The 21,625-nt window shown below is 63.3% G+C and carries 14 protein-coding genes and 2 tRNA genes; 8 read left to right on the forward strand and 8 right to left on the reverse strand.

Annotated elements, in window-relative coordinates; genetic code table 11:
• The first annotated feature begins 78 nt into the window (after positions 1-78).
• Positions 79-963, forward strand: coding sequence for a hypothetical protein (locus tag ACYVRZ_RS10330; RefSeq protein ID WP_461226644.1), 885 nt, complete (start codon positions 79-81; stop codon positions 961-963).
• Between the two features lie 93 nt (positions 964-1,056).
• On the opposite strand, the gene ACYVRZ_RS10335 is transcribed toward ACYVRZ_RS10330, so the two are convergent.
• On the reverse strand, positions 1,057-1,944 hold the full coding sequence (locus ACYVRZ_RS10335) for a hypothetical protein (RefSeq protein WP_461226646.1): 888 nt from the start codon (positions 1,942-1,944) through the stop codon (positions 1,057-1,059).
• 84 nt (positions 1,945-2,028) lie between these two features.
• Here ACYVRZ_RS10335 and ACYVRZ_RS10340 point away from each other — a divergent pair, with 84 nt between their 5' ends.
• Both ACYVRZ_RS10340 and ACYVRZ_RS10345 read left to right on the forward strand, forming a co-directional pair.
• Positions 2,029-3,003, forward strand: coding sequence for a helix-turn-helix transcriptional regulator (locus tag ACYVRZ_RS10340; protein ID WP_461226648.1), 975 nt, complete (start codon positions 2,029-2,031; stop codon positions 3,001-3,003).
• Complete coding sequence (locus ACYVRZ_RS10345; protein WP_461226650.1) at positions 3,000-3,338, forward strand: hypothetical protein; 339 nt, start codon at positions 3,000-3,002, stop codon at positions 3,336-3,338. Before ACYVRZ_RS10340 ends, ACYVRZ_RS10345 begins: the two co-directional genes overlap by 4 nt.
• 994 nt (positions 3,339-4,332) lie before the next feature.
• Here ACYVRZ_RS10345 and ACYVRZ_RS10350 read toward each other — a convergent pair.
• Positions 4,333-4,405: transfer RNA gene (locus ACYVRZ_RS10350), tRNA-Lys, on the reverse strand.
• A gap of 188 nt (positions 4,406-4,593) precedes the next feature.
• Between ACYVRZ_RS10350 and ACYVRZ_RS10355 the strand changes: the two genes are divergently transcribed.
• Positions 4,594-5,214, forward strand: a complete 621-nt coding sequence (locus ACYVRZ_RS10355) for a DUF975 family protein (protein ID WP_461226652.1) — start codon at positions 4,594-4,596, stop codon at positions 5,212-5,214.
• 76 nt (positions 5,215-5,290) lie between these two features.
• On the opposite strand, the gene ACYVRZ_RS10360 is transcribed toward ACYVRZ_RS10355, so the two are convergent.
• The 3 genes from ACYVRZ_RS10360 to ACYVRZ_RS10370 all read right to left on the reverse strand — a co-directional run bounded on the left by ACYVRZ_RS10360 (position 5,291) and on the right by ACYVRZ_RS10370 (position 15,811).
• Positions 5,291-5,539: a CsbD family protein gene (locus tag ACYVRZ_RS10360; RefSeq protein WP_461226653.1), complete on the reverse strand. Its 249-nt coding sequence runs from the start codon at positions 5,537-5,539 to the stop codon at positions 5,291-5,293.
• 216 nt (positions 5,540-5,755) lie between these two features.
• On the reverse strand, positions 5,756-12,043 hold the full coding sequence (locus tag ACYVRZ_RS10365) for a MucBP domain-containing protein (protein ID WP_461226655.1): 6,288 nt from the start codon (positions 12,041-12,043) through the stop codon (positions 5,756-5,758).
• A gap of 372 nt (positions 12,044-12,415) precedes the next feature.
• The gene (locus ACYVRZ_RS10370) at positions 12,416-15,811 is read right to left on the reverse strand and encodes a glucosaminidase domain-containing protein (protein WP_461226657.1); all 3,396 of its coding nucleotides are present in this window, start codon (positions 15,809-15,811) and stop codon (positions 12,416-12,418) included.
• Positions 15,812-15,966: 155 nt separating this feature from the next.
• Between ACYVRZ_RS10370 and ACYVRZ_RS10375 the strand changes: the two genes are divergently transcribed.
• Positions 15,967-16,860, forward strand: coding sequence for a hypothetical protein (locus ACYVRZ_RS10375; RefSeq protein ID WP_461226659.1), 894 nt, complete (start codon positions 15,967-15,969; stop codon positions 16,858-16,860).
• Between the two features lie 279 nt (positions 16,861-17,139).
• Here ACYVRZ_RS10375 and ACYVRZ_RS10380 read toward each other — a convergent pair.
• A tRNA-Lys gene (locus ACYVRZ_RS10380) sits at positions 17,140-17,212 on the reverse strand.
• Positions 17,213-17,327: 115 nt separating this feature from the next.
• On the opposite strand from ACYVRZ_RS10380, the gene ACYVRZ_RS10385 reads away from it, so the two are divergent.
• The gene (locus ACYVRZ_RS10385; RefSeq protein ID WP_461226661.1) at positions 17,328-18,080 is read left to right on the forward strand and encodes a tyrosine-protein phosphatase; all 753 of its coding nucleotides are present in this window, start codon (positions 17,328-17,330) and stop codon (positions 18,078-18,080) included.
• 139 nt (positions 18,081-18,219) lie between these two features.
• On the opposite strand, the gene ACYVRZ_RS10390 is transcribed toward ACYVRZ_RS10385, so the two are convergent.
• Complete coding sequence (locus ACYVRZ_RS10390; RefSeq protein WP_461226663.1) at positions 18,220-19,146, reverse strand: ribose-phosphate diphosphokinase; 927 nt, start codon at positions 19,144-19,146, stop codon at positions 18,220-18,222.
• Between the two features lie 505 nt (positions 19,147-19,651).
• Positions 19,652-19,765 (reverse strand): putative holin-like toxin, encoded by a 114-nt coding sequence (locus ACYVRZ_RS10395; RefSeq protein ID WP_461226665.1) that lies wholly within the window; start codon positions 19,763-19,765, stop codon positions 19,652-19,654.
• Between the two features lie 244 nt (positions 19,766-20,009).
• On the opposite strand from ACYVRZ_RS10395, the gene ACYVRZ_RS10400 reads away from it, so the two are divergent.
• The gene (locus ACYVRZ_RS10400) at positions 20,010-20,804 is read left to right on the forward strand and encodes a tyrosine-protein phosphatase (RefSeq protein ID WP_461226666.1); all 795 of its coding nucleotides are present in this window, start codon (positions 20,010-20,012) and stop codon (positions 20,802-20,804) included.
• 72 nt (positions 20,805-20,876) lie between these two features.
• Complete coding sequence (gene nagB / locus ACYVRZ_RS10405) at positions 20,877-21,584, forward strand: glucosamine-6-phosphate deaminase (protein WP_461226732.1); 708 nt, start codon at positions 20,877-20,879, stop codon at positions 21,582-21,584.
• Positions 21,585-21,625: the final 41 nt, after the last annotated feature.

Here is a 21,625-nt window from a genome sequence, read left to right on the forward strand (position 1 = left end):
TCACGACACCTGACGTCGCAATCGCCTGTTAGATTAGCGGAGTAGGCAACGCGAATGGTGAATCATAAGGAGGAGCGCATGACATTATATGTAACGAACTTACGGTTGCAGGGCGACACCCGGCTGATCGCCGGCTTCGAGTACCGGCCGCTGGAGCAGCAGGTCGGGTTGGTGCTGACGATGGCTGCGGCCCGGGCGATCACCGTGGTCACCGACCGCCCGGACCCGGCGGATCAGCGCGTCCGGCTGGTCCAGACACTGATTCGCCGGCCGCAGCCCGACTCGCCGGTCCTGCCGTTCGAGGAGGTGGTGCGGGTCGCCGAGCTGGTCACTCGCCGCTGCGAGGTGGTCAGCCGCGAGCTGCCCGAGGCGACGACCGCGGACGACGCGCGGCTGCCCAACACGACCCAGGCAGTCGGCGAGGCCTACTACGACCTCGACGCCTGGGCGGCCGATATTCAGCTGAGCCGCAACGACAACCGCTTCGTGTCGCTGATCGGCCCGGTGGCGGCCCGGACGCTGCGGGTGCTGGCCGCCCGGCTGGTGGTCGACGCCACCACCGGCACCCGCTACCCCGCAATCACGGCGGTGGCCGCCGACGCAGTCAGTGACGCCGATGCGACCGGGGACGGGGCCGCCGGGGACGCCGATGCGACCGGTGCAGTGACGCCGGAGGAACCCGGGACAGCCGCTGAGACCGGGGACAGCGAGGCGACCGGTGAAGCGGCCGCTCGGGGTGAGGCAACCGCCACGAGCGAAGACGAGCCGGCGGGTGCCGATCACCACGAGGCCGCCGCTTCGCAACCGGCCGGACCGGACCACGGCGAGCCGCTTTTCTGGTCCCTGCCGGATCAGTTCGCCGACTGGCCGGCCGCCGTCAACGCCATGAACGTGCTGCCGGCGACGTTCGTTTTCAGCCAAGCCGAGGACGGCACCGCGCTGGTGGCGCTGCAAGACGCCTGACCGTATAATAATAGAAAAAACGCAACCAGTGGCCGTGGCCACCAGTTGCGTTCTTATTCTCGCCGTCTTCGTGGTGCGAGGCTGCGGCGCGGCTCAGTCCAGCGCGTAGGCGGCGTAATCCAGCGTGACCCACGGCAGCCCCGTCGCCCAGTCCGGCAGCTCGTAGTCAAGCGTCAGACCGGCGACCTCAAGCCGGCCGGCTCGCTGCGGCGCCATGGCGTCTTCCGGCACGAAGCGGTAGGCGACGCCATTCTTGCGCAGGCAGACCAGCACGTCGAGCAGCGGCCAAACGGATTCACGCGGCACGTCGCCGTGTTCGAACGCGTCCGGCGCCAGGGCGACCAACCCTGGGCCACCGAAAATGGTGTCGCACAGCGCCTGGGCCTCGGCTTGGGCCCCCGCCTGGAACTCACGCCAGGCGGCCCGGTTCTCGGCAGTCGCCAGCTCCTCATCGGTGAGCGGCGAGTCCTCGTACCAGCCCCACGCCATCGGCTCATCGCGCAGCCACAGGCCAAAATCACGCAGCCGCTGGTCGAGTTCCGGCACCGGCGCGGTCGGGTCGCTCGGCGACCCGGTAGCGGGATCGGATAACAACCCGGCGGCGGGACGGCTCGAAGACCCGGCGACTGGGTCGAATGACGACCCGGTGGCGCGAATAACAAACGCCCCGGTGGTGGGACTGGTCGGCGTCCCGGCAGTTGGGTCAGCCCGTGATCCCGTCGCTGGGTCGCTTGGCGTCCCAGCGGTGGCAACGGGAGTCGCACCAGTGGCCGCGGCCGCACCGGCACTCGGCGCCAGCAGCGCGGCCAGGGCCAGCGCCTCGGGGCTGGGCAGCCGCTGCGGCAGCTTCCAGCCGGCGCGGTGCATGGCGGCCAGGGCCGCCCACTCGGTTTCGCTGGCCTCAAGCGGCGGCAGGCCCAGGGCGGTGTACTTTTTCAGGTAATAGTTGTGAACGGCTTGAAGCGAATCGACGTTGGACATGGCGGGACCTCCTAGGTTTTGCCTTCATTATCGCCGCCAACGGTGTCACCTGCTGTCGCAATCGCACGAATTGGAGGAATTTCCATGACCTATCACACACGCATCCTGGACGAGCTGGTCCGGCTGATGCGCAACGAAAAGCTGTCCCGCGAGGCGGAAACGGCCGGCGGCGACACCAACGTTCGCACCTTCTACCGCGACATGGCGACGATCGGCGAGATTCTCACCGATCACGGGCTGAGCCTGGCGCAAAACGGCGACACCTACGCGCTTTCCGGGACGCCGAGCGACCCGGAAGTGCTGGCGCTGGCTCACCTGGTGCTGGGCAGCGGCGCCTTCACGCCCGAGGAGGCCCAGCGGCTGGTCGGAGCCGTTTTGAGCCTGGCTCACGGTCAGGACCAGGCCCGGCTGCGCAAGCAGCTGGCCGCCGCCACCGCGGCCTACCTGCCGCGCCAGCCGCTGACGCCGCTGCTCGACTTAATCGTTCAGCTCAGCGCGGCGGCCTCAGCCCGTCAGGCGGTGACCTTCACCTACCGCTCGACCCGTAGCCTGGAGCGGGTCGACCGCGACCGCATCCACACCGGCAAACCCGCGACGGTGTTCGTCGACCACGACCATTTTTACGTCGCGCTGTTCGAACACGCGACCACGCACGGGTCCCCCGACCGCTACCGGCTGTACCGCCTCGACCGGATCCAGACGCTTGCGGCGCCGCGGGTCAATCGCAGCCTGACGCCGCCGGGCTACGACCTGGCCGCTCACCGGCGCCAGTCCTACAAGCTGTCGGCCAGCCGCCACGCGACGGTCAAGCTGACTTACCGCGGCTACCCCGAGACGCTGCTGGACGCTTTTCCCACCGCCAGGCAGCAGGGCAAGTACCCCGACCCAGACAACGGTTGGACGTTCATCGTCCCGGATGTCGCAGAGGACGGCGTGAAGCTCTGGGCGCTGGGTCAGGGGCCGCTGGTGACCATCACGGCGCCGCAGCGGCTGGCCGACGCCGTTCGCGACGCCGCCCTCGCCACCGCTGCGCTGTATTCGAAGGAGGAAAAATCATGAATTCATGGCTAGTGCTGCACGTTTTTGCCACCGATGATCAAATCACGCTGCCCGAGCTCAAGGCGCTGTTCACGAGCTGGTTCCCGCTGGATGCCGACTGGATTCACGCGACGCTCGACATCGCGCAGCCGTCGTGGGACGGTCAGCGTCCCTATCTGATCACCACGCTGACGACGCCGGAGATGCCGGACCTCGACGTCGCGCTGTACAACATGACCCAGGGGGCGCCGCTGGAATACGAGATCCTGGCGGAGTACGAGTGGATCGGCGAGGACGAGGAGGAAGAAGACGGAAGCAATAGCGAGGCCGGCGACGACAGCGGGACCGCCGACTAGAGCGACGACGAAACTGACGAGGTAACGGTAGCGGAACCGGCAAGGACTGGGCCCGACAATTAGACCGCGGCGGGACCGCCGAGGACTGCGCCGCCGCTAACCCTGCGGTGGAATCCAGGACAAGGCGGCACCGGTCGCTAAGCCAAACCAGGCAACGACAAGCGGCGACCTCGTGCCACCACCAAAAGGACGCACCAAATCCGCCGACGGGAAGTACCCCGCCAGCGGATCTGGGCGTTGTGGTCACGTGGGTGTCGACAAGGCGTTGGGTGGCCAGGCTCCTGCCTCAGCGCGACGCTGCAGCGCCGCACTGGGGTCAAAACCAAGTCCCGCACCTGTCCGGCACCGGCTGGCAGCCTGAAGCTGCTGCGCGGTGCCGCCGTCCCAGGCTGCGCTTGTGGTTCGCGGGGGCTGGGGTCGTACCCGCCTGACTCAGGACTGCGCCGTGCGGTGACATCCACACGCCTGAGCAGGCGGTCGTGCTTTGAATCTAGTACAGGTTACGCCGCCTGAGCCAGCACACCTTCCGGGCCGCCGGAATGGTTTGTCGTGCTGGCCGGTACGCGTCCCGGCCGCCTCGCCCGCCCGCAGCTACCTCCGTACTTGGAGTTGGGCGTTTGATAACACTGCAACCGGTTATCCACTACGATTAATGATTCCCGCCCACTCTAATGCGACGGGTTCCACTGATATCATCGATGACGGGGCCGGGCTGGGGCCTGGTCTGCGTGAGGTAGCGTGGCGCTTGCCACTGGATCGCCGCCGAAGAAGGGTTTGTCACGGTGGCCGGCCACCGACCCCTATCCTAGTGATCACTTGACTTTAGCTTAGCAGGTAAGCGGTTACTTGGCAAATTTTAAGCTCGGTCACAGTGCTTTTTTTGCTTGTCATCGGTGTTTGGGTTCTAAACAGGTCGAAATCGACCTGTTTAGAACCCGAACATTGCTTATTGGCCGACAAAAAAAGCGACCCGCAAGTCTGCGAGTCGCCGTTCTGGGTGGTCAGGGGATCGAACCCTGGACCCACGGATTAAGAGTCCGTTGCTCTGCCAGCTGAGCTAACCACCCATTGCTGCATTGCCATTTGACAACTTAAATATATTAGCACATTCGCCGGGTAGGGGGCAAGCCCTTTTTGCGTCAACCGGGGCAAAAATAACGCGGGTCGGTGCGTGGTTAATTCGCGAGTCCGTATTATAAATATGATATAATTACGGCGTTAAGGGTTATCATTCAATATTCTTGGAGGAGATAATATGACAAGATCAGAGTTGAAGGGGCTGGCCAAGGCGCGGCTGGCCGGAAACTGGGGCTGGGCGGTCGGCCTGTCGCTGCTGGGGGCCATCATGGCCAGCATCATCGGCGGCTTCACCGCCGGCATCCTAGAGGCCTGGGTGATGGTCGGCATCAGCTTCTCGTTCCTGCGGCTCATGGACGATGAAGACCGCGGCAACGGCGTTTTCAACAATATTTTCAGCGGCTTCACCGGGTCGCAACCCGTGGCGGTGTTCCTGAACACACTGCTCGCCGGCATTTTCATGGCGCTCTGGACGCTGCTGCTGGTGGTGCCCGGCATCGTGAAGGCCTTCTCGTACTCGCAAGTTGACTACATTCTGAGCGATATGCAACGCGCCGGCCGCCAGATCGGCGCCACCGACGCGATCACCGCCAGCCGCGAGCTGATGGTCGGCCACAAGTGGGAATACTTCGTGCTGCAGCTGAGCTTTCTCGGCTGGGCCCTGCTGTCCGTCGTCACGCTCGGCATCGGCTTCCTGTGGCTGACGCCTTACATGCAGGCGACCAACGCGGCCTTCTACCGCAACCTGGCCGGCGACCGCTTCCGCACCCCGGAAGACGACATGACCGACGCTTACTAACGACTTAGGCAAAACAAATCCCGGGTCTCACCGCATGACGTTGCGGTTGGGCCCGGGATTTTTGGTGTCGAGAGCGTTAGTCGCGCTTCGTCTTGAACTTATCCTTGATCGCGTCGGCGGCGTCTTCCACCTTGTCCTTGGCCGCCTCGCCTGCGTCTTCCAGCTTGTCCTTGGCGTCGGCCACCTTGCCCTTGAGCTTGCCGCCGAGTGACTCGGCTTTGCCTTGTGATTCACGCAGCTTATCGCCTGTGACCTTGCCTTCAACTTCCTTGGCCTTGCCGGTTACTTGGTCCTTCACGCTGTCGAGCTTGTCATCGAGACTCATGTGCATTCCTCCTGTGAGTGGGTTTGGGGTTGCGGCATTTCCTGCCTGACCTTATTGTAAGCGATTGCTTGTGTACAATGCAAATTCAGCATTTGTAAAAATAGTTCACCAATTTTGTTGTTCACAATTGAATTTTTTATGACATAAAGAAGGACATCGCGCAGGCGGTGTCCTTCTTGTCGTGCCGTTCGGTTTTCGAATGCGAAACGCCGCGTGTTACCGCTCACGGCGCCGGCGGCCGAGCATAACGCCGGTGCCGGTCAGGCCCAGGAGCAAGGCGCCCATTGCCTGCAGCAACAGGTTGCGCTGGTCGCCGGTTTGCGGCAGCGCCTTCGCCTTCGCAGCGGTTGTTGCCGCATGATTACCGGTGACCGGCAGCTGCGTCGGCGCCGTGGTGCCGGTATCAGCGTGATCACCCTTGGCGTCGCTGGTCGGCTGCGTGGTCGGCTTAGCGGTCGGGGTGGTTGGCTCGGTCGGCGTCGTTGGCTCGGTCGGGTCGGTCGGCTCGGTCGTGGTGTGGGTGCGATAAACCAGGGTGATGGTTTGACCGAACTTAGTGAACTTACCAGTCAGGGCGGCGGAATCATCACCGAGGCCTACGTAGTCGTAGTCCTTGATGCTTGGCGCCGTCACGCCGTAGCCGTTGCCGATATAGCCGGACTTCACCGTCGCCGTCTGAATCTGGTTACCCTTTTCGTCGACGTAGCGAATGGTCAGGTCGCCGGCTGCTTGCGGCTTGCCGGTTTCCACCTGCTTGTGGCGGTAAACCAGGGTGATGGTTTGGCCAGCCTTGGTGAACGTGCCGGTCAGGGCGGCGGAACCGGCACCGAGGCCGACGTAGTCGTAGTCCTTGATTGTCGGTGCCGTCACGCCGTAGCCGTTGCCAATGTAGCCGGACTTCACCGTTGACGTTTGAATTTGGTTACCCTTTTCGTCGACGTAGCGGATCGTCAGATCGCCAGCCGCTTGCGGTGTCCCGGTCTCAACCTGCTTGTGGCGGTAAAACAAGGTGATGGTTTGACCAGCCTTGGTGAACTTGCCGGTAAGAGCGGCGGAGCCATCGCCGAGGCCTACGTAGTCGTAGTCCTTGATCGTTGGTGCCGTCACGCCGTAACCGTTGCCGATGTAGCCGGACTTCACCGTTGAGGTCTGAATCTGGTTACCCTTTTCGTCGACGTAACGGATGGTCAGGTCGCCGGCCGCCTGCGGCTTGCCGGTTTCCACTGCCTTGTGGCGGTAAACCAGCGTGATGGTTTGACCGGCCTTGGTGAACGTGCCGGTCAGCGCCGCGGAACCATCACTCAAGCCTACGTAGTCGTAATCCTTGATCGTTGGTGCCGTCACGCCGTAGCCGTTGCCGACGTAACCGGATTTAACCGTCGAGGTTTGAATCTGGTTACCTTTTTCGTCGACGTAGCGGATCGTCAGGTCACCGGCCGCTTGTGGCTTGCCGGTTTCTACTGCCTTGTGGCGGTAAACCAGGGTGATGGTTTGGCCAGACTTGGTGAACTTGCCGGTCAGGGCTGCGGAACCGGCGCCGAGTCCTACGTAGTCGTAATTCCGAATGCTTGGTGCCGTCACGCCGTAGCCATTGCCGACGTAGCCGGACTTCACCGTTGACGTCTGGATCTGGTTACCTTTTTCGTCGACGTAGCGGATCGTCAGGTCGCCGGCTTCAACTGGAGTAGAAGTCTGCGTTTCCTTGTGCTTGTAAACCAGCGTGATAGTCTGAGCTGCCGCGGTGAACTGACCCTTCAGCGGTGCTGAATCAGAGCCCAGGCCTACGTAGTCGTAGTCCTTGATTGTTGGCGCCGTCACGCCGTAACCGTTGCCGACGTAGCCGGACTTCACCGTGTCGGCCTTAATCTGGTTACCCTTTTCGTCGACGTAGCGGATCGTCAGGTCGCCGGCCGCTTGCGGCGTCACCACCTGAACCGTTTTGTGCCGGAAAATCATGGTGACGGTCTGCGCAGCGCTGGTGAACTTGCCGGTCAACGCGGCGGAGCCTTCGGCGAGGCCGACGTAATCGTAATTCCGAATGGTCGGGACCGTCACGCCGTAGCCGTTGCCGACATAGCCGTTTTTCACCGTCTGGGCCTGAATCAGGTTGCCCGAGGCGTCGACGCAGCGAACGGTCAAGGCGCCGGCCGGCTGCGGGGTCCCGGTCTGGACCTCTTTGTGCTTGTAAACCAGCGTGATGGTCTGGGTGACCGTGGCGAACTTGCCGGTCAGCGCTGCCGAACCATCCCCGAGGCCTACGTAGTCGTAGTCCTTGATGCTTGGTGCCGTCACACCGTAGCCGTTGCCAACGTAACCGGACTTCACCGTGTCGGCCTGGATCTGGTTACCTTTTTCGTCGACGTAGCGAATCGTCAGGTCGCCAGCTTCAACTGGCGTCGAGGTCTGCGTTTCCTTGTGCTTGTAGACCAGCGTGATGGTCTGGGCAGCCGCGGTGAACTGACCCTTCAACGGCGCCGAAGCGGAGCCAAGCCCTACGTAGTCGTAGTTCTTAATCGCTGGGGCCACGACCTCGTAGCCGTTCCCGACGTAACCGGACTTCACCGTGTCGGCCTGGATCTGGTTACCTTTTTCGTCGACGTAGCGGATGGTCAGGTCGCCAGCTTCAACTGGCGTAGAGGTTTGCGTTTCCTTGTGCTTGTAGACCAGCGTGATGGTCTGGGCAGCCGCGGTGAACTGACCCTTCAACGGCGCCGAAGCGGAGCCAAGCCCTACGTAGTCGTAATTCTTGATCGCTGGCGCCACGACCTCGTAGCCGTTCCCGACGTAACCGGACTTCACCGTGTCGGCCTGGATCTGGTTACCTTTTTCATCGACGTAGCGAATCGTCAGGTCGCCGGCTTCAACTGGCGTAGAGGTTTGCGTTTCCTTGTGCTTGTAAACCAGCGTGATGGTCTGGCCAGCCGCGGTGAACTGACCCTTCAGCGGCGCCGAAGCGGATCCCAGCCCTACGTAGTCGTAGTTCTTGATCACAGGGGCCACGACCTCGTAGCCGTTGCCAACGTAACCGGACTTCACCGTGTCGGCCTGAATCTGGTTACCCTTTTCGTCGACGTAGCGAATCGTCAGGTCACCGGCTTCAACTGGCGTAGAGGTCTGCGTCTCCTTGTGCTTGTAGACCAGGGTGATGGTCTGAGCGGTCGCGGTGAACTGACCTTTCAGCGGCGCCGAAGCGGAGCCAAGCCCTACGTAGTCGTAGTTCTTGATCGCTGGGGCCACAACCTCGTAGCCGTTCCCGACGTAACCGGACTTCACCGTATCGGCTTGAATCTGGTTACCTTTTTCGTCGACGTAGCGAATCGTCAGCGAACCTGCCTCGACTGGGGTACTGGTCTGGCTTTCCTTGTGCTTGTAAACCAGCGTGATGGTCTGAGCGGTCGCGGTGAACTGACCCTTCAACGGTGCCGAAGCGGAACCCAACCCGACATAGTCGTAGTTCTTAATCGATGGTGCCGTCACCTCGTAGCCGTTGCCAACGTAGCCGGACTTCACCGTGTCGGCCTGAATCTGGTTACCTTTTTCATCGACGTAACGAATCGTCAGCGAACCTGCCTCGACCGGGGTACCGGTCTGGCTTTCCTTGTGCTTGTAAACCAGCGTGATGGTCTGGCCAGCCGCGGTGAACTGACCCTTCAACGGTGCCGAAGCGGAGTCAAGCCCGACATAGTCGTAGTTCTTGATCGCTGGCGCCATCACCCCGTAGCCGTTGCCAACGTAACCGGACTTCACCGTATCGGCTTGAATCTGGTTACCTTTTTCATCGACGTAACGAATCGTCAGGTCACCGGCTTCAACTGGGGTCGGGACCTTGTGTTCGTCGCGGATGTAAGTCAGCGTGACCACCTGCGGCTCCTTGGTGTAAGCGCCGGTGATCTGATTGCCTTCCTTGCCCGGGCCGGCGTAGTGGTAACCCTTGATGCCGGGGATGGTCACGGCAAAATTGCTGCCGAGGTCGCCGGTCAGCGTGGTGCTTGGCTGCAGCTCATCCCCGTTGGCGTCGACGTAACGCACGGTCAGGTCGCCGGTGGTCTGGGCCGGCTTGTAGACCAGTGTGATGGTTTGGTCGTTAGCGATGAACTGGCCGCTCAAGGCGGCGGAGCCGTCGCCCAGCCCGACATAGTCGTAGCCGGCAATCGCCGGGGCCGTCACGCCGTAACCGTTGCCGACAAAACCGTCCTTTTTGACCGTGTCGGCCTTAATGGACTGCCCGTTCTCATCGACGTAGCGGATGGTCAGGCGGCTGGCCGGCTGCGGCGTGGTTTCGCGGCCGGATTCCGCAAAGTAGACAAAAGTGATGGTCTGCGGCTGCGCCGTGAACGTGCCGGCCAGCGGTGCGGAGTCCTTGCCCACCCCGACGTAATCGTACCCCGCGATCGGCGGTGCCATCTTGCTGTAGACGGTGCCGACCGGGCGAGTGGTCACGGTTTCCTGTTGAATCTCATGGCCCAGGCCGTCGACGTAGCGAACGGTCAGCGTCGCCTGCTTGGTGTAGACCAAAGTTACCGTCTGGGCGGCCTCTGTCAGCTGGCCGGACAGCGCGGCGGAGTCATCCCCCAGCCCCGTGTAGTCGTACCCGTCAATGGTCGGGGCCGCGACGGTGTAGGTGTCGCCGACGTGGCCGCCCTGCGTGGTGCTCGGCTGCAGCGTGTTGCCGTCTTGATCCACGTAATTGACCGTGACGCCACCGGAGACGCGCGGCTTGGCCTTATAGACCAAAGTGACCGTCAGCCCGGCGGCGAACTGGCCGCTCAACGCGGCGGAGCCATCGCCCAGGCCAACGTAATCGTAGCCGTCAATGGTCGGGGCCGTGACGGTGTAATCATCGCCGATCACGCCGGTTTGAGTGGTCGGCTTCTGAATTTCATTGCCGTCCTCATCGACGTAGGTCACGGCCAGCTCGGTGGCCGGCCGGCGGAACACCAGCGTGACGCTTTGGTCGGCCGCCGTGAACGGACCGCTGACCGCGGCGGAGCCATCCCCCAGCCCCACGTAATCGTAGCCGTCAAGCGTCGGCGTTGCCGTATAGGTGTCGCCGACAAAACCGGTCAGCGTGACATCCGGCTTCAGCGTTTGACCATTGCCATCGACGTAATGCACGGTGGTGGTGGCCGGCTGGCCGTAATTCAGCACGACCTGGTTGGCATCGCCGGCCACGATATCGGCGAACTGGGTCTGGCGCAGCACGTAGCCGTCAACCGCCGGCACGGCGTAGGCGCTGGTCACGGCAAAACCGTCCGGCGTGGTCGTCGGTGCGGCGGTGCCTTCGGGGTAAAACGCGACGTGGTCGCCGGCCATCGCCTTGACGCCGGTTTGGCTCGGGCCGCTGACGCCTTCCGGCAGTCCCGTGCTGCTGATCTGAAGTGAGGCGTCGGCCTGCTGGTACTGGTAACCGTTGAAGGTCGCGGTGTAGGCGGCACGGGAGGCGGCGGTCGCCGCGCTCACGCCGAGGGTGTAACCTTGGCCAATCTGCGCATCGGTGATCGGCACGGTCCAGTTCTTCAGCACGTTCCCGCTATCGTCTGTCGTCACAACGGTCAGCGTTTTAGTCGCCGCGTCGTATCGCATGTCGTAGGTGAAGGTCAGGCTGCCGGTCCCGTTCTGATCAATGTCTATTCCCAGATCGGTTAGACCGTCGAGCGGTTTGTTGGCACCGGTGGAGCGGTAGGCATACCAATGATTTTGCGGACCGCTAGTGAGGGCCCCCATCGCGTTCGTCGATAAGTTAAAACTCATGGTGTCAGCTTGGGCAGAAGAATCATCGGTTAATCCTAAACCGCTACCGGTTTGGACATTACTGAAAGCATCGGCCTGACTGAGCGGCTCAAAAAATAGTGCAGAGCCATCGCCACCAAGGTGTCCCATGGACGGATCCCACGCCACATTCATGGTGAGGTTCAGCGCAAAGTCAGTTGTAAAGTCAACCTGCTGATTGGCTAACATCAGAATCATCCCGCTGGTGAAATAGGGTTGTCCCGGCTCAAGCGGATTCTCGTGACCAGTCGTCAGCTGCACCTTGGCCCCATCAAACACTTTGGCCTTGCCGGCAACGTCTCGCACCGTGAAGTAATCCGCGATGTTGCTGTCCGAAATCGTGGTGACGGCGCCGGTCCCGGTACGCTCCGGGTTGACGGAAACATTCCCGTTGCGGTCCTTGGTGGTCACCACCGGCGCCGCCGCGGTAGCCGTGGTCGTGCCGGTGGTCGGCTCGCCCTGCGCGGTCTGCGCCGCGGTGGTGCCGGCCTGAGCGGCGTTGCTTTGAGTGGCACCGGTCTGGGCCGCACTGCTCGACTGGACCGCAGTCGGCAGCGCCTGGCTGCTCAGCGCAATCGGCGTCGTCAGAACCGACCCGGCGGCCTTGGCCGCACCAACACTTGTAGCCGGCGCTGCCGCGACCAACGCGACACCTCCGGCTACCATAACTGTGGCGCAGGCAACCCACAGCTTGCCTGCCTTATATAATTTCACACGACGAATTCCTTGACGCATCGATTAACCCTCCGTTTACACGGCTGGCAATCGGACCCATGCTGACGCAGCCGACCGGCATTCCCCCTGCCCGGTCGACGTGCTTACACGCCTTGATTATACCAATAAATCTTCGGAAAATGAAATACACCTCATCAGACAAAAAAGCCGACCCGCGAGGCCGGGTCGGCCAATTCACTGCGTTGCCTGCTTCACAAAAGGCCTGGCTTGCGCAGCGGTTCGCGACCGTCACCGATGACACCAAGTCTCTGGTGCGACCGCAAATCCGCCGCTTGCCGCGGCAGCCCAAGCCGCCGGGCTTCACCCGGATGCACCTGCAACCCGAAGCTCCCGGCGCGAGCCGCGACGGCCGCCGCTCGCCTCACGCCAGCCCTACTTCACCGCCACCGCGTCGAGCTTGTCCAGCCCGTAGCGCGTGATGCCGGCGATCAGGTTGGGCTGGTAGGTCGGGCTGGTCGCGTAGGCGGCAAGGCCGGACACCGCCTGCTGCCAGGTCGGTGCGTTCACGCGCAGGCAGCCGGTGTAGTACGGGCTGGTCGTCAGCTTTTGCGCGTAACCGATGATCGAGTCGGCGAGGCTGTCGTACTTGCGGAAGGCGCCGATCACCTTGACGGCCTGGCCGTCGAACACCTCGCCGGTCAGCTTCAGGTAGCTGGCGCCGGGCCAGTTGACGTCGGCCTTGACGCCGAAGTACGCGTTGGCGTTGACCGCCAGCTCGCTGGTCCCCCAGCCGGACTCGGTGATCGCCTGCATCACCGCGATCGACGGGTAGAGGCCGTACTGCTTGGCGACCGGAATCGCGATGCTGACCAGCTGGCGGAGAAAAGCGCTCTGCGCAGCGGTCAGCCCGGTGGTTTTCACCCCGTACAGGTTGGCCGGCACGGCCACCGGTGTGACGCCGGTCGCGGCCGTCGTGGCCAGCGCGTTGACGATGCCCAGGTGCGAACCGCCGGTGGTGTACAGGTCGTAGTAGGTCGAGCCGTTGAAGTGGCGAAAACGTTGTCGCACCACCGCGGTCTGCCCGACCAGGCCGGTCGTGCTACCGAGGCTTGCACCGCCCCAGTCGGCTAGCCGGTTGTAGCCGGCGCGTTGGATGGTCACCTGGGCGGTCATCGCGATCGCGGCGCCGGCCGCCGACTGGCCGAGTGCGACGTAATCGGCGTCGACGTAGCCCAGCCACTTGTCGTTGTTTTGGTACAGCGAGTAGTAGGTGTGGCCGTCGGCGTGGTGGTACTGCCGCTTGGCTAGGAAGGTCTGGTCCAAGAGCTGCGAGGTCTCGCTCTTGATGCCGGCAAAATCAAACCCGTCGTAAAGCTTGGCCCCGCTTCGCACGATGGTGGCGTAGCGATTCAGCGCGATTGCCTTGCCCTGCGGCGCGGTCGTCGTCGTGACCGCCGCGGCGTTGATGTAGCCGACGAACTGGCCGGCCTGGCTTAGCGCGTCGTAGGTCGACCCGTTGAAGTGGTGGTACACGCCGGTCAGCTGGTAGATCTGACCCACCGTGGCGGTGGTGTCGGCCACCACTTTTTGATCGAAGCTCAGGTTGTTCCAGATGGTGTAGCGCGGCTTGGCCAAGGTGACGTAGCCGGAGGCCTTCGTCGCCGTGCCGCCGGCGTCTGGTGCGATCGCCACGGCGGTCTGGTTCAGGTAGCCCTGCCAGGTGCCGTTGTGGTCGTACAAGGACAGGTAGGTCGCGCCGTTTTGGTGGTTGTAACGCCGACGGGCTTGGAAGGTGCGGCCGACAAGCGCCGTGCTGTCTTGCTTTTCGACCCAGTCGAAGCTGCGCCACAGCGTGTAGTTCTTCGCGGTGACGGTGACGTAGCGGCCGTCGGTGATGGCCGGGCCCTGAGGCGAGGCCGCGACCACCGCATCCGTGTTGATGTAGCCGACGAAGCGGCCGGCGTCACTCAGGCCGACGTAAGTTGAGCCGTTGAAGTGGTGGTACAGGGCCGTTCGCTGGTAGGTCCGACCCACCGTGGCCGTGGTGTCGGCCACCACTTTTTGGGCGAAACTCAGGTTGTTCCAGATGGTGTAGCGCGGCTTGGCCAGCGTGACGTAGCCGGTCGCCGCCTGGGCGATGCCGCCGGCGTCAGGCGCCACGGTCACGCCGGTTTGGTTCAGGTAGCCCTGCCACTGGCCGTTGTGGTCGTACAAGGACAGGTAGGTCGCGCCGTTGCGATGCACGTACCGCACCCGGGCCTGGAAGGTCTGGCCGACAAGCGCCGTGCTGTCTTGCTTGGCGTTCCAGTCAAAATCGCGCCACAGCGTGTAGTTTTTGGCGGTGACGGTGACGTAGCGACCGTCTGTAATCGCCGGGCCGACCGCGGCCGCTGCGGCGACCGCCGCATCGTTGAGCAGCCCAAGGTAGGCGCCGCTTGGGCTGTAGATCGCGTCGTAGGTCTCGCCGTTGTAGTGATGGTACTGGGCGCGAACCTGGACCTGCTGGCCGACCAGCGCCGTGGTGTCGCCGAGTGCCACCTGCCACTGCAGGTCGTTCCAGCGCGTGTAGTTGGGCTTGGTGATCGTGACCGTTTTGGCCACGGTCGTCGGCAGGCCGCCGGCGTCAGGCGCCACGGTCGCGCCGGTCTGGTTCAGGTAGCCCTGCCACTTGCCGGTGTGATCGTACAAGGACAGGTAGACGGACCCGTTGAAGTGGTTGTACTTGACCTTCGACAGGAAGGTCTGGCCGACCAGATTTTGGCTCGCCTGCTTGGCGTGGCCGTCAAAATCGCGCCACAGCGTGTAGTTGGCCTTGGTCACGGTGACGTAGCGGCCGTCTTGAATCGCGGTGCCCTGCGGCCCGGCGGCGACGGCGGCGCCGGTCGCGTTCATGTAGCCGACCCACTTGCCGGCGGCGTCGTACAGCGACAGGTAGGTGTAGCCGGTCGTTGGCTTGCGGTAGTGAACCCGCGCCTGCAGCGTCTGGTTCAGGTAGCTGGCGGAATTGGCGCGAACCTGGGCGAGGTTGAGGTCTTGGTAGATGCGGTAATTGGGCGACGTGATCCGCACGTACTTGTTGTAGCTGATCGCGTTGGAGTTGGGTTGGGCGGCGACCAGCGGCTGGTAGTACCGGTTGACCAGCGTCAGGAACTCGGGCAGCGTGTAGCCCCACTTGGCGATGTAGGCGTCCGGGTCGACGTGGTCGGTGCCGCCGAGCAGCGTCGAGACGTTGTGGTGCGTCCAGATGGTGCCCTGGCTGTTGGCCGGGTTGACCAGGCTCGGCTTCAGCCCGTAGCGAACCAGCATCTGCGCCGTGTAGCTGGCGGCGTTGGCGATCGACCGGGCGAACTCGTCGGCGTTACGCGCGGTCACCAGCTCGAACTGCACGAACCGCGCGTTGGCCTTGGGCCCGGCCCCCCAGGCGCCGAGGTCGGGGTTGTGGATGTTCAAAATGGTGCGGGCATCGATGAAGTCGTGAACGAACGCCGAGGTCCAGGCGCCGCTGATCTCGTAATCGGCGCCGTCTCGCGCCGAGAAGCTGGTCGCGTTGTCGGTGTAGTGGAAAACCACCCCGTCCGGCAGCTCGGTGGCGGTGCCGTAGTTGAATTCCTCGAACGTGTGCCACTCCTTGGTGATCGGCACCGGCAGAATGTTGTGGCTGGCGATGTAGCCGTTGACGTCGGTCGTGGCGGCCGCCACGACCCGCGGCGTCGCGGCCGAGCCGCTCTGGCTGGCGATGGCGGCGCTGCCAAGCACAGCGACGCTGCCGGCGGCGACCAGAATGCCGCGCCACACCCGGCTTTTTGACAGTTGGTTAAACCCCTTCATCAATTGTCCTCCCTCGCGGCACCCCTACGCGCCGCTGTTATGTATGGGCTCCATTATACCGGATTCGCCGCCGCCTGGTTGCACCAATTTGCCCCGGCGGCGTTTTTTTTCGGCCGCAACCCGTATGTTACAATGGAAGCTTGGAGGTAGAATGGATGATAAAATTGCGTAAGCAGGGGCTGGCGGCGGCGCTGACCCTAGTGCTGATGACAATCGGGCTGAGCGGCCTGCTCGCCAGCTGCCGCGGCACCGGCGACAACGCGGCGGCCGGTGCCGCGACGACAACGCGCCAGATTGCCAAGGCGGTGCGGCAAGACGACTACGCCAGGGCCGCCGGGCTCAACCAGGCGCTGCAAAACGCCGGCGTTAAGCAGGCAATCAAGCGCCAGCCGGCCCTGACGCTGGCGGCCAAGGCCCAGGCCGCGCTGACCGCCGGCGACTACCGCACCGCCGCCAGGCAGTTCAAGGCCGCGCGGCAGGCGAGCGGCGACTGGCCGCTTTTGGCCGAACACGCCGCTGGCAAGCAGAAGCTTGCGGCGCAGTACCGCGACAACGTGGCCGTGGCCCGGGCCAACGTGCTGGCCGCCCAGAAAATCGCCGACTCAGCGCCGACCAAGGCCCTGACGACGCTGGCCCGGGTGCTGACCCCCGCCTACGACCTGCCGGCCTACCGCACAGTGGTGCTGGCGGCGCTGCGGCTCAAGGCAACGATACTGGCCGCCCAGGCGGCCGGTGCCGGCGACGCGGCTGGTGGTTCGGCGACGGCCGGCGATTCGGCGGCGGCCGGCAGCGGAACGGCGACCGACGGCCAGACCGGTGACGCCACCGCCGCCGAGGCGAGCGGGGCGGCTGCGGCAAGCGGTGCCGCCGAAACCGGCAGCAGTGCCGGCGGCGACACCGTGTCTGCCGCCCAGATTGCGGCGGCTCGGACCCAACTGCGCAAGGCCGGCACCGACCCGAGCTTTTGGAGCGACGCCGACATCACCACGGCGATTCGCCACGCCAGAAAGGCCGGCCGCAGTGTAATCACCGAGGCCGACCTGGAGTAAGTTTAGTTGGCGTGATGAGGTGAGCCGGGGGCGGCTCGCCTTTTTGAATCCGCCGCCGCGGCGTCTAAAGCCTGCATCCACTTCAACGTCAGCGCTTCGACAACGCGCCGAATAGAGGGTCACTTGCAGATTCTTTGTCTAAAAGCCACGTGCCAGCGGCCAGTTCATCGGCCGCTTCGACCGCACAGAATTCACAAACTTGCAGATTATCAAGGCCGCCCGTTTCGCGGCAGCAAAAAAACGGCGCCGCAAGCCTAAACTTGCGACGCCGGTTCGTTCTGGGTGGTCAGGGGATCGAACCCTGGACCCACGGATTAAGAGTCCGTTGCTCTGCCAGCTGAGCTAACCACCCATGTGGTCGCCTTAACGACTAAATCATATTACCACCCCGGCCTTACGCACGCAAGGATTTCCGGCGAAAAAGTTTGAAATCTGGTAAGATTGAGGCAAACCATGGGAGGTTCAACATGTCACCAGACCGTCTTCTTCCTTTGCAAAATGCCCTCAACGTGCGTGACCTCGGCGGCTACCAGACCCAAGACGGCCGCACCGTCGCGTGGCAGCGGCTGGTTCGCGCCGGCAGCCTGAGCAACCTGTCGCAGGCCGACGGCGCGGCGCTTCTTGACTACGGCGTGACCCACGACCTCGACTTGCGCAGCGACGCCGAGGTGCGACGCGCCCCCGACCAGCTGCCCGACCAGATTCGCTACCGCCAGCTGTCCGTGTACCCCTTCGCCGACCGCGCCAGCCTCTGGACCCGGGTGCGGCGCCGCCTGAGCAAGGCGCCGACCGGCATGGTGGCCACTTACGAGAAAATGCTGACGGACAGCCACGCCAACGCGGTGTTCCGAGAGGTTTTCGCCACCGTGCTGGCCGCGGCGCCGGACGAGGCCACCTTGTTTCACTGCACCGCCGGCAAGGACCGCACCGGCGTGGCCGCGATGATGCTGCTCGGCGGCCTCGGCGTCCCCGCCGCCACTATTCAGGCCGATTACATGCTGACCAACCAGATCTACGACGCCGCGGTTGGCGGGGTCGCCCCGAGCGGCAGCGCCACGGTCGACGCGATGAACGCCCATCCGGCCGAGGCCGCCAACTACCAGGCCGTGGTCGCCTTGCTGGCCAAAAACTACGGCGGCAGCTGGTCGCGCTACCTCACCCAGCAGCTGCACCTCAGCGCCGGCGACCTGGCGGATCTGCGCCGCCTGTACCTGGCGTGAGCCTGTCAGTATGACAGCGCTTTCTCGTCTCGCCACGATAGCCATCGCTTCACCTATCGGAAAACGCATTCACGAACACGGCAAAAACACGCGCCGCTGCCCCGGCCTCAACCGGTGGCAACGACGCGTGTGTTGGTGTCTACTTGAAGTCGAACAGCGGGTGAATCGACTGGTTGGTGGCAATCAACTTGATTGCCTGGCCGATCATCTGGCCGACCGAGATGGTGACCATGTTCGGTAAGCGTTTTTCCGCCGGCAGGTCGATGGTGTCGGTGACCACAATCTGGCGCAGCGGCAGGTCGGCGAGGCGCTGGCTGGCGCCGCGGGAGAAAATCGCGTGGGTCGCGACGGCGTAAATGTCCTTGGCCCCGGCCGCGGCCAGCGCGGTGTAGGCCTCGGCGGCGCGGTCGCCGGTGTCGATCAGGTCATCGATGATGATCGCGTTTTGACCGGCGACGTCGCCGATGATGCCGGCTTCGGCTTCCGGCCGCTTGTCGACGATGGCGATCGGCGCGTGCAGCAGCTCGGCGAGCTCACGCGCATGCTTGGTGCCGGAGTGATCCGGCGCCACGACCACGACGTCCGGCAGGTTCAGCTTGCGGAAGTACTCGGCAAAAAGCGGCAGGGCCCGCAGGTGATCGACCGGAATGTCGAAGAAGCCCTGGAGCTGGTCGGCGTGGAGATCCACGGCGATGAAGCGGTCGATACCGTCCATCGTCAGGAGGTTGGCCACCAGCTTGGCCGTGATCGGTTCGCGCGACCGCGCCTTGCGGTCGGCTCGCGCGTAGCCGTAGTACGGCACGACCACGTTGATCGTGTGGGCGCTGGCGCGGCGCAAGGCGTCGACCATGATCAACAGCTCCATCAGGTTCTCATTGACCGGGTCGGACACCGGCTGAATCACGTAAACATCCGCGCCGCGAACGCTGTCGTCCAGGTCGATCGCGATTTCGCCGTCAGCGAAGTGCCGCACCGAGGCCGGGGATAGCGGCAACCCGACCTCCTGTGCAATTTTTTGCGCCAGCGGCACGTTGCCGTTGAGCGCGAACAGTTTAACTCCTGCCATGTCGTCCTCCATTAAGTCGTAGTATCAGGCCCATTATACCAAAAAGTGTTGCGGTCGTCGAAGTCCAGCGGCGGTGCAGTGGCGGCGGCCCGGCGACGATATCGTCATCCCGTGACGCCGGCGTAGCCCAGGGAGGTCGCAGCGTCTCGGTGGCGCCGCTGCGGCCCGTAACGGGCGTGGCATCGCGGTTGCCCGACGCCGTCACCGCTGCGGTAAGCCGCGATCGCGCCTCGCGCCGGTTACTAAGCGGCAAAATGCACGATACCGCACAAGCCCGGACGCTTGCACGTTTCCACACAATTCCCGGCCAAACAACGTGGCACGGCAATGTGCTGACGATGAGCGGAACGTGGCAAGCTCCGCGTCTCTGTTGGCGCAGTTCGACCGCCATGATACAATGACCATAGAAAAACCCCGTGCTGGAACACGGGGCAGCAGACCGTTGATAACGGTTGGCTTCAGAGTTGGATCACAAGATCGCTAGACTAATCTGCCGAAAAGTCTACTAGCGGTCTTTTTTGCTGTCGCTGTGGTCGGCAATTTTCATCATCAGCTCGACCAGCGACAGGACAAACCCGCCGAATGTCAACGCGATGATGATTGCTTCGGCAACCGTCAACAAGGCACCCCCTTTCCTTCGGAGTCCGCGAGTTGTGCATACGCACCACCTCACATTCTGAAAGATTAGATTGGCCAACCGTCTTCAACTTTCTGTTTTCACCAGTGTATCACGTACTACTTATTCACTTCATGATAGGAACGTTACCGTTTGGCAAGCCTGACCCGCTTGGTGCCACGGCGCCGAGCGGCAAACTACCGGTTCCGCCGCTCACCCGCTATAATGGAAACCGGGAGGCGGTTTCATGACACCACAACGATTACTTCCGATTCCAAACGCGGTGAACCTGCGCGAGCTGGGCGGCTACCAGACCATAGACGGCCGGCGGGTTCAAAATCGCAAGCTGCTGCGCTCGGGCAGCCTGGCGATGCTCGATATGAACGAGGCCAAGCAGCTTTACGATTACGGGCTGCGCCACGTGGTCGATCTGCGCGGTCTGGACGAACGCGCCGGCTGGCCGGACGTGCTGGCCCCGGGCGTCGCCTACCACGTGCTGTCGGTACTGCCGTTTGCCACCACCGCCCCGCTGCCCGAGCGCGTCGCCCAGTACCTCGGCGCGATGCAGGAGCCGCGCATCGCGCCGATGGCCGAGTACTACCTGCGGATGCTCACGGACGCGCATGCGCTTGCGCAGTGGCGAGCGTTATTCGACCTTGTGGCGGCCAACACAACGCCCGACGAGGCCGTCTTGTTCCACTGCGCCGCCGGCAAGGACCGCACCGGCGTGGCCGCGATGATGCTTTTGGGGATGCTGGGCGTTCCCGAAGGCACCATTCGCCAGGACTACCTGCTGACCAACGCCGTGTTCGCCGCCCCCGCCGCCCAGGTGACGCAGGCCCTGCAGGACCCCGGCAGCACCTTCGTCGCCGACATGAACCGCAACCGCGCCGAGGTCCAGTGCCAGCTGGCGGTCGCCGCCTTCATCCGCGGCGAGTACGGCGACTGGCCGCGCTACGTCGCCCGGGAATTGGGCGTTGACGCGGCGGCCCAGACCGTTTTGCGCGACCAGCTGCTGACCGACGAAAAAAATTGTCGATAAGTCTAGACCATTGTTGACAGCAACCCCGTGGCCGGTGTATATTGGACTAGACCAAACAAGGAGGGTTTTATGATGGAAGTAAAAATCGTTAAAGATAAAGCAGAAGGCGGCCAGGTCGCTTTTGACATCATCAAGGCTGGCATCGAACAAGGCGCCAAGGTACTGGGCCTCGCCACCGGCAGCACCCCAATCACCCTGTACCAAGCCATGATTGCAAGCGACCTCGATTTCAGCAACTTGACTTCGATCAACCTCGACGAGTACGTCGGCCTGCCGGAGGACAACCCGCAGAGCTACCACCAGTTCATGAAGGACAACCTCTTCAACAAGAAGCCATTCGCCCACTCCTACGTGCCGAACGGTAACGCCGCAGACCCTGCACAGGCCGCCGCGGATTACGAAAAGATCATCGCGGACAACCCGATTGACATCCAGATCTTGGGCATCGGCCGCAACGGCCACATCGGCTTCAACGAACCGGGCTCCGACCTCGACGGTAAGACCCACAAGGTTCACCTGACCGAATCCACGATTGAGGCCAACAAGCGCTTCTTCGACCGCGAAGAAGACGTGCCGCGCTACGCCATCTCCATGGGCATCGGCTCGATCATGAAGGGCAAGAAGATCCTGCTTCTGGCTTACGGTGAGGACAAGGCCGACGCGATCAAGGCCACCATCGAAGGCCCCGTCACCAACCACGTGCCGGCTTCCGTGCTGCAGAACCACGACGATGCGATCCTCATCATCGACGAAGCGGCCGCAAGCAAGCTCAGCAAGTAATTTCACGATTAATAAAAAATCCGCCAGCAAAGTGGCGGATT

The sequence above is a fragment of the Lacticaseibacillus suihuaensis genome, from assembly GCF_054785075.1.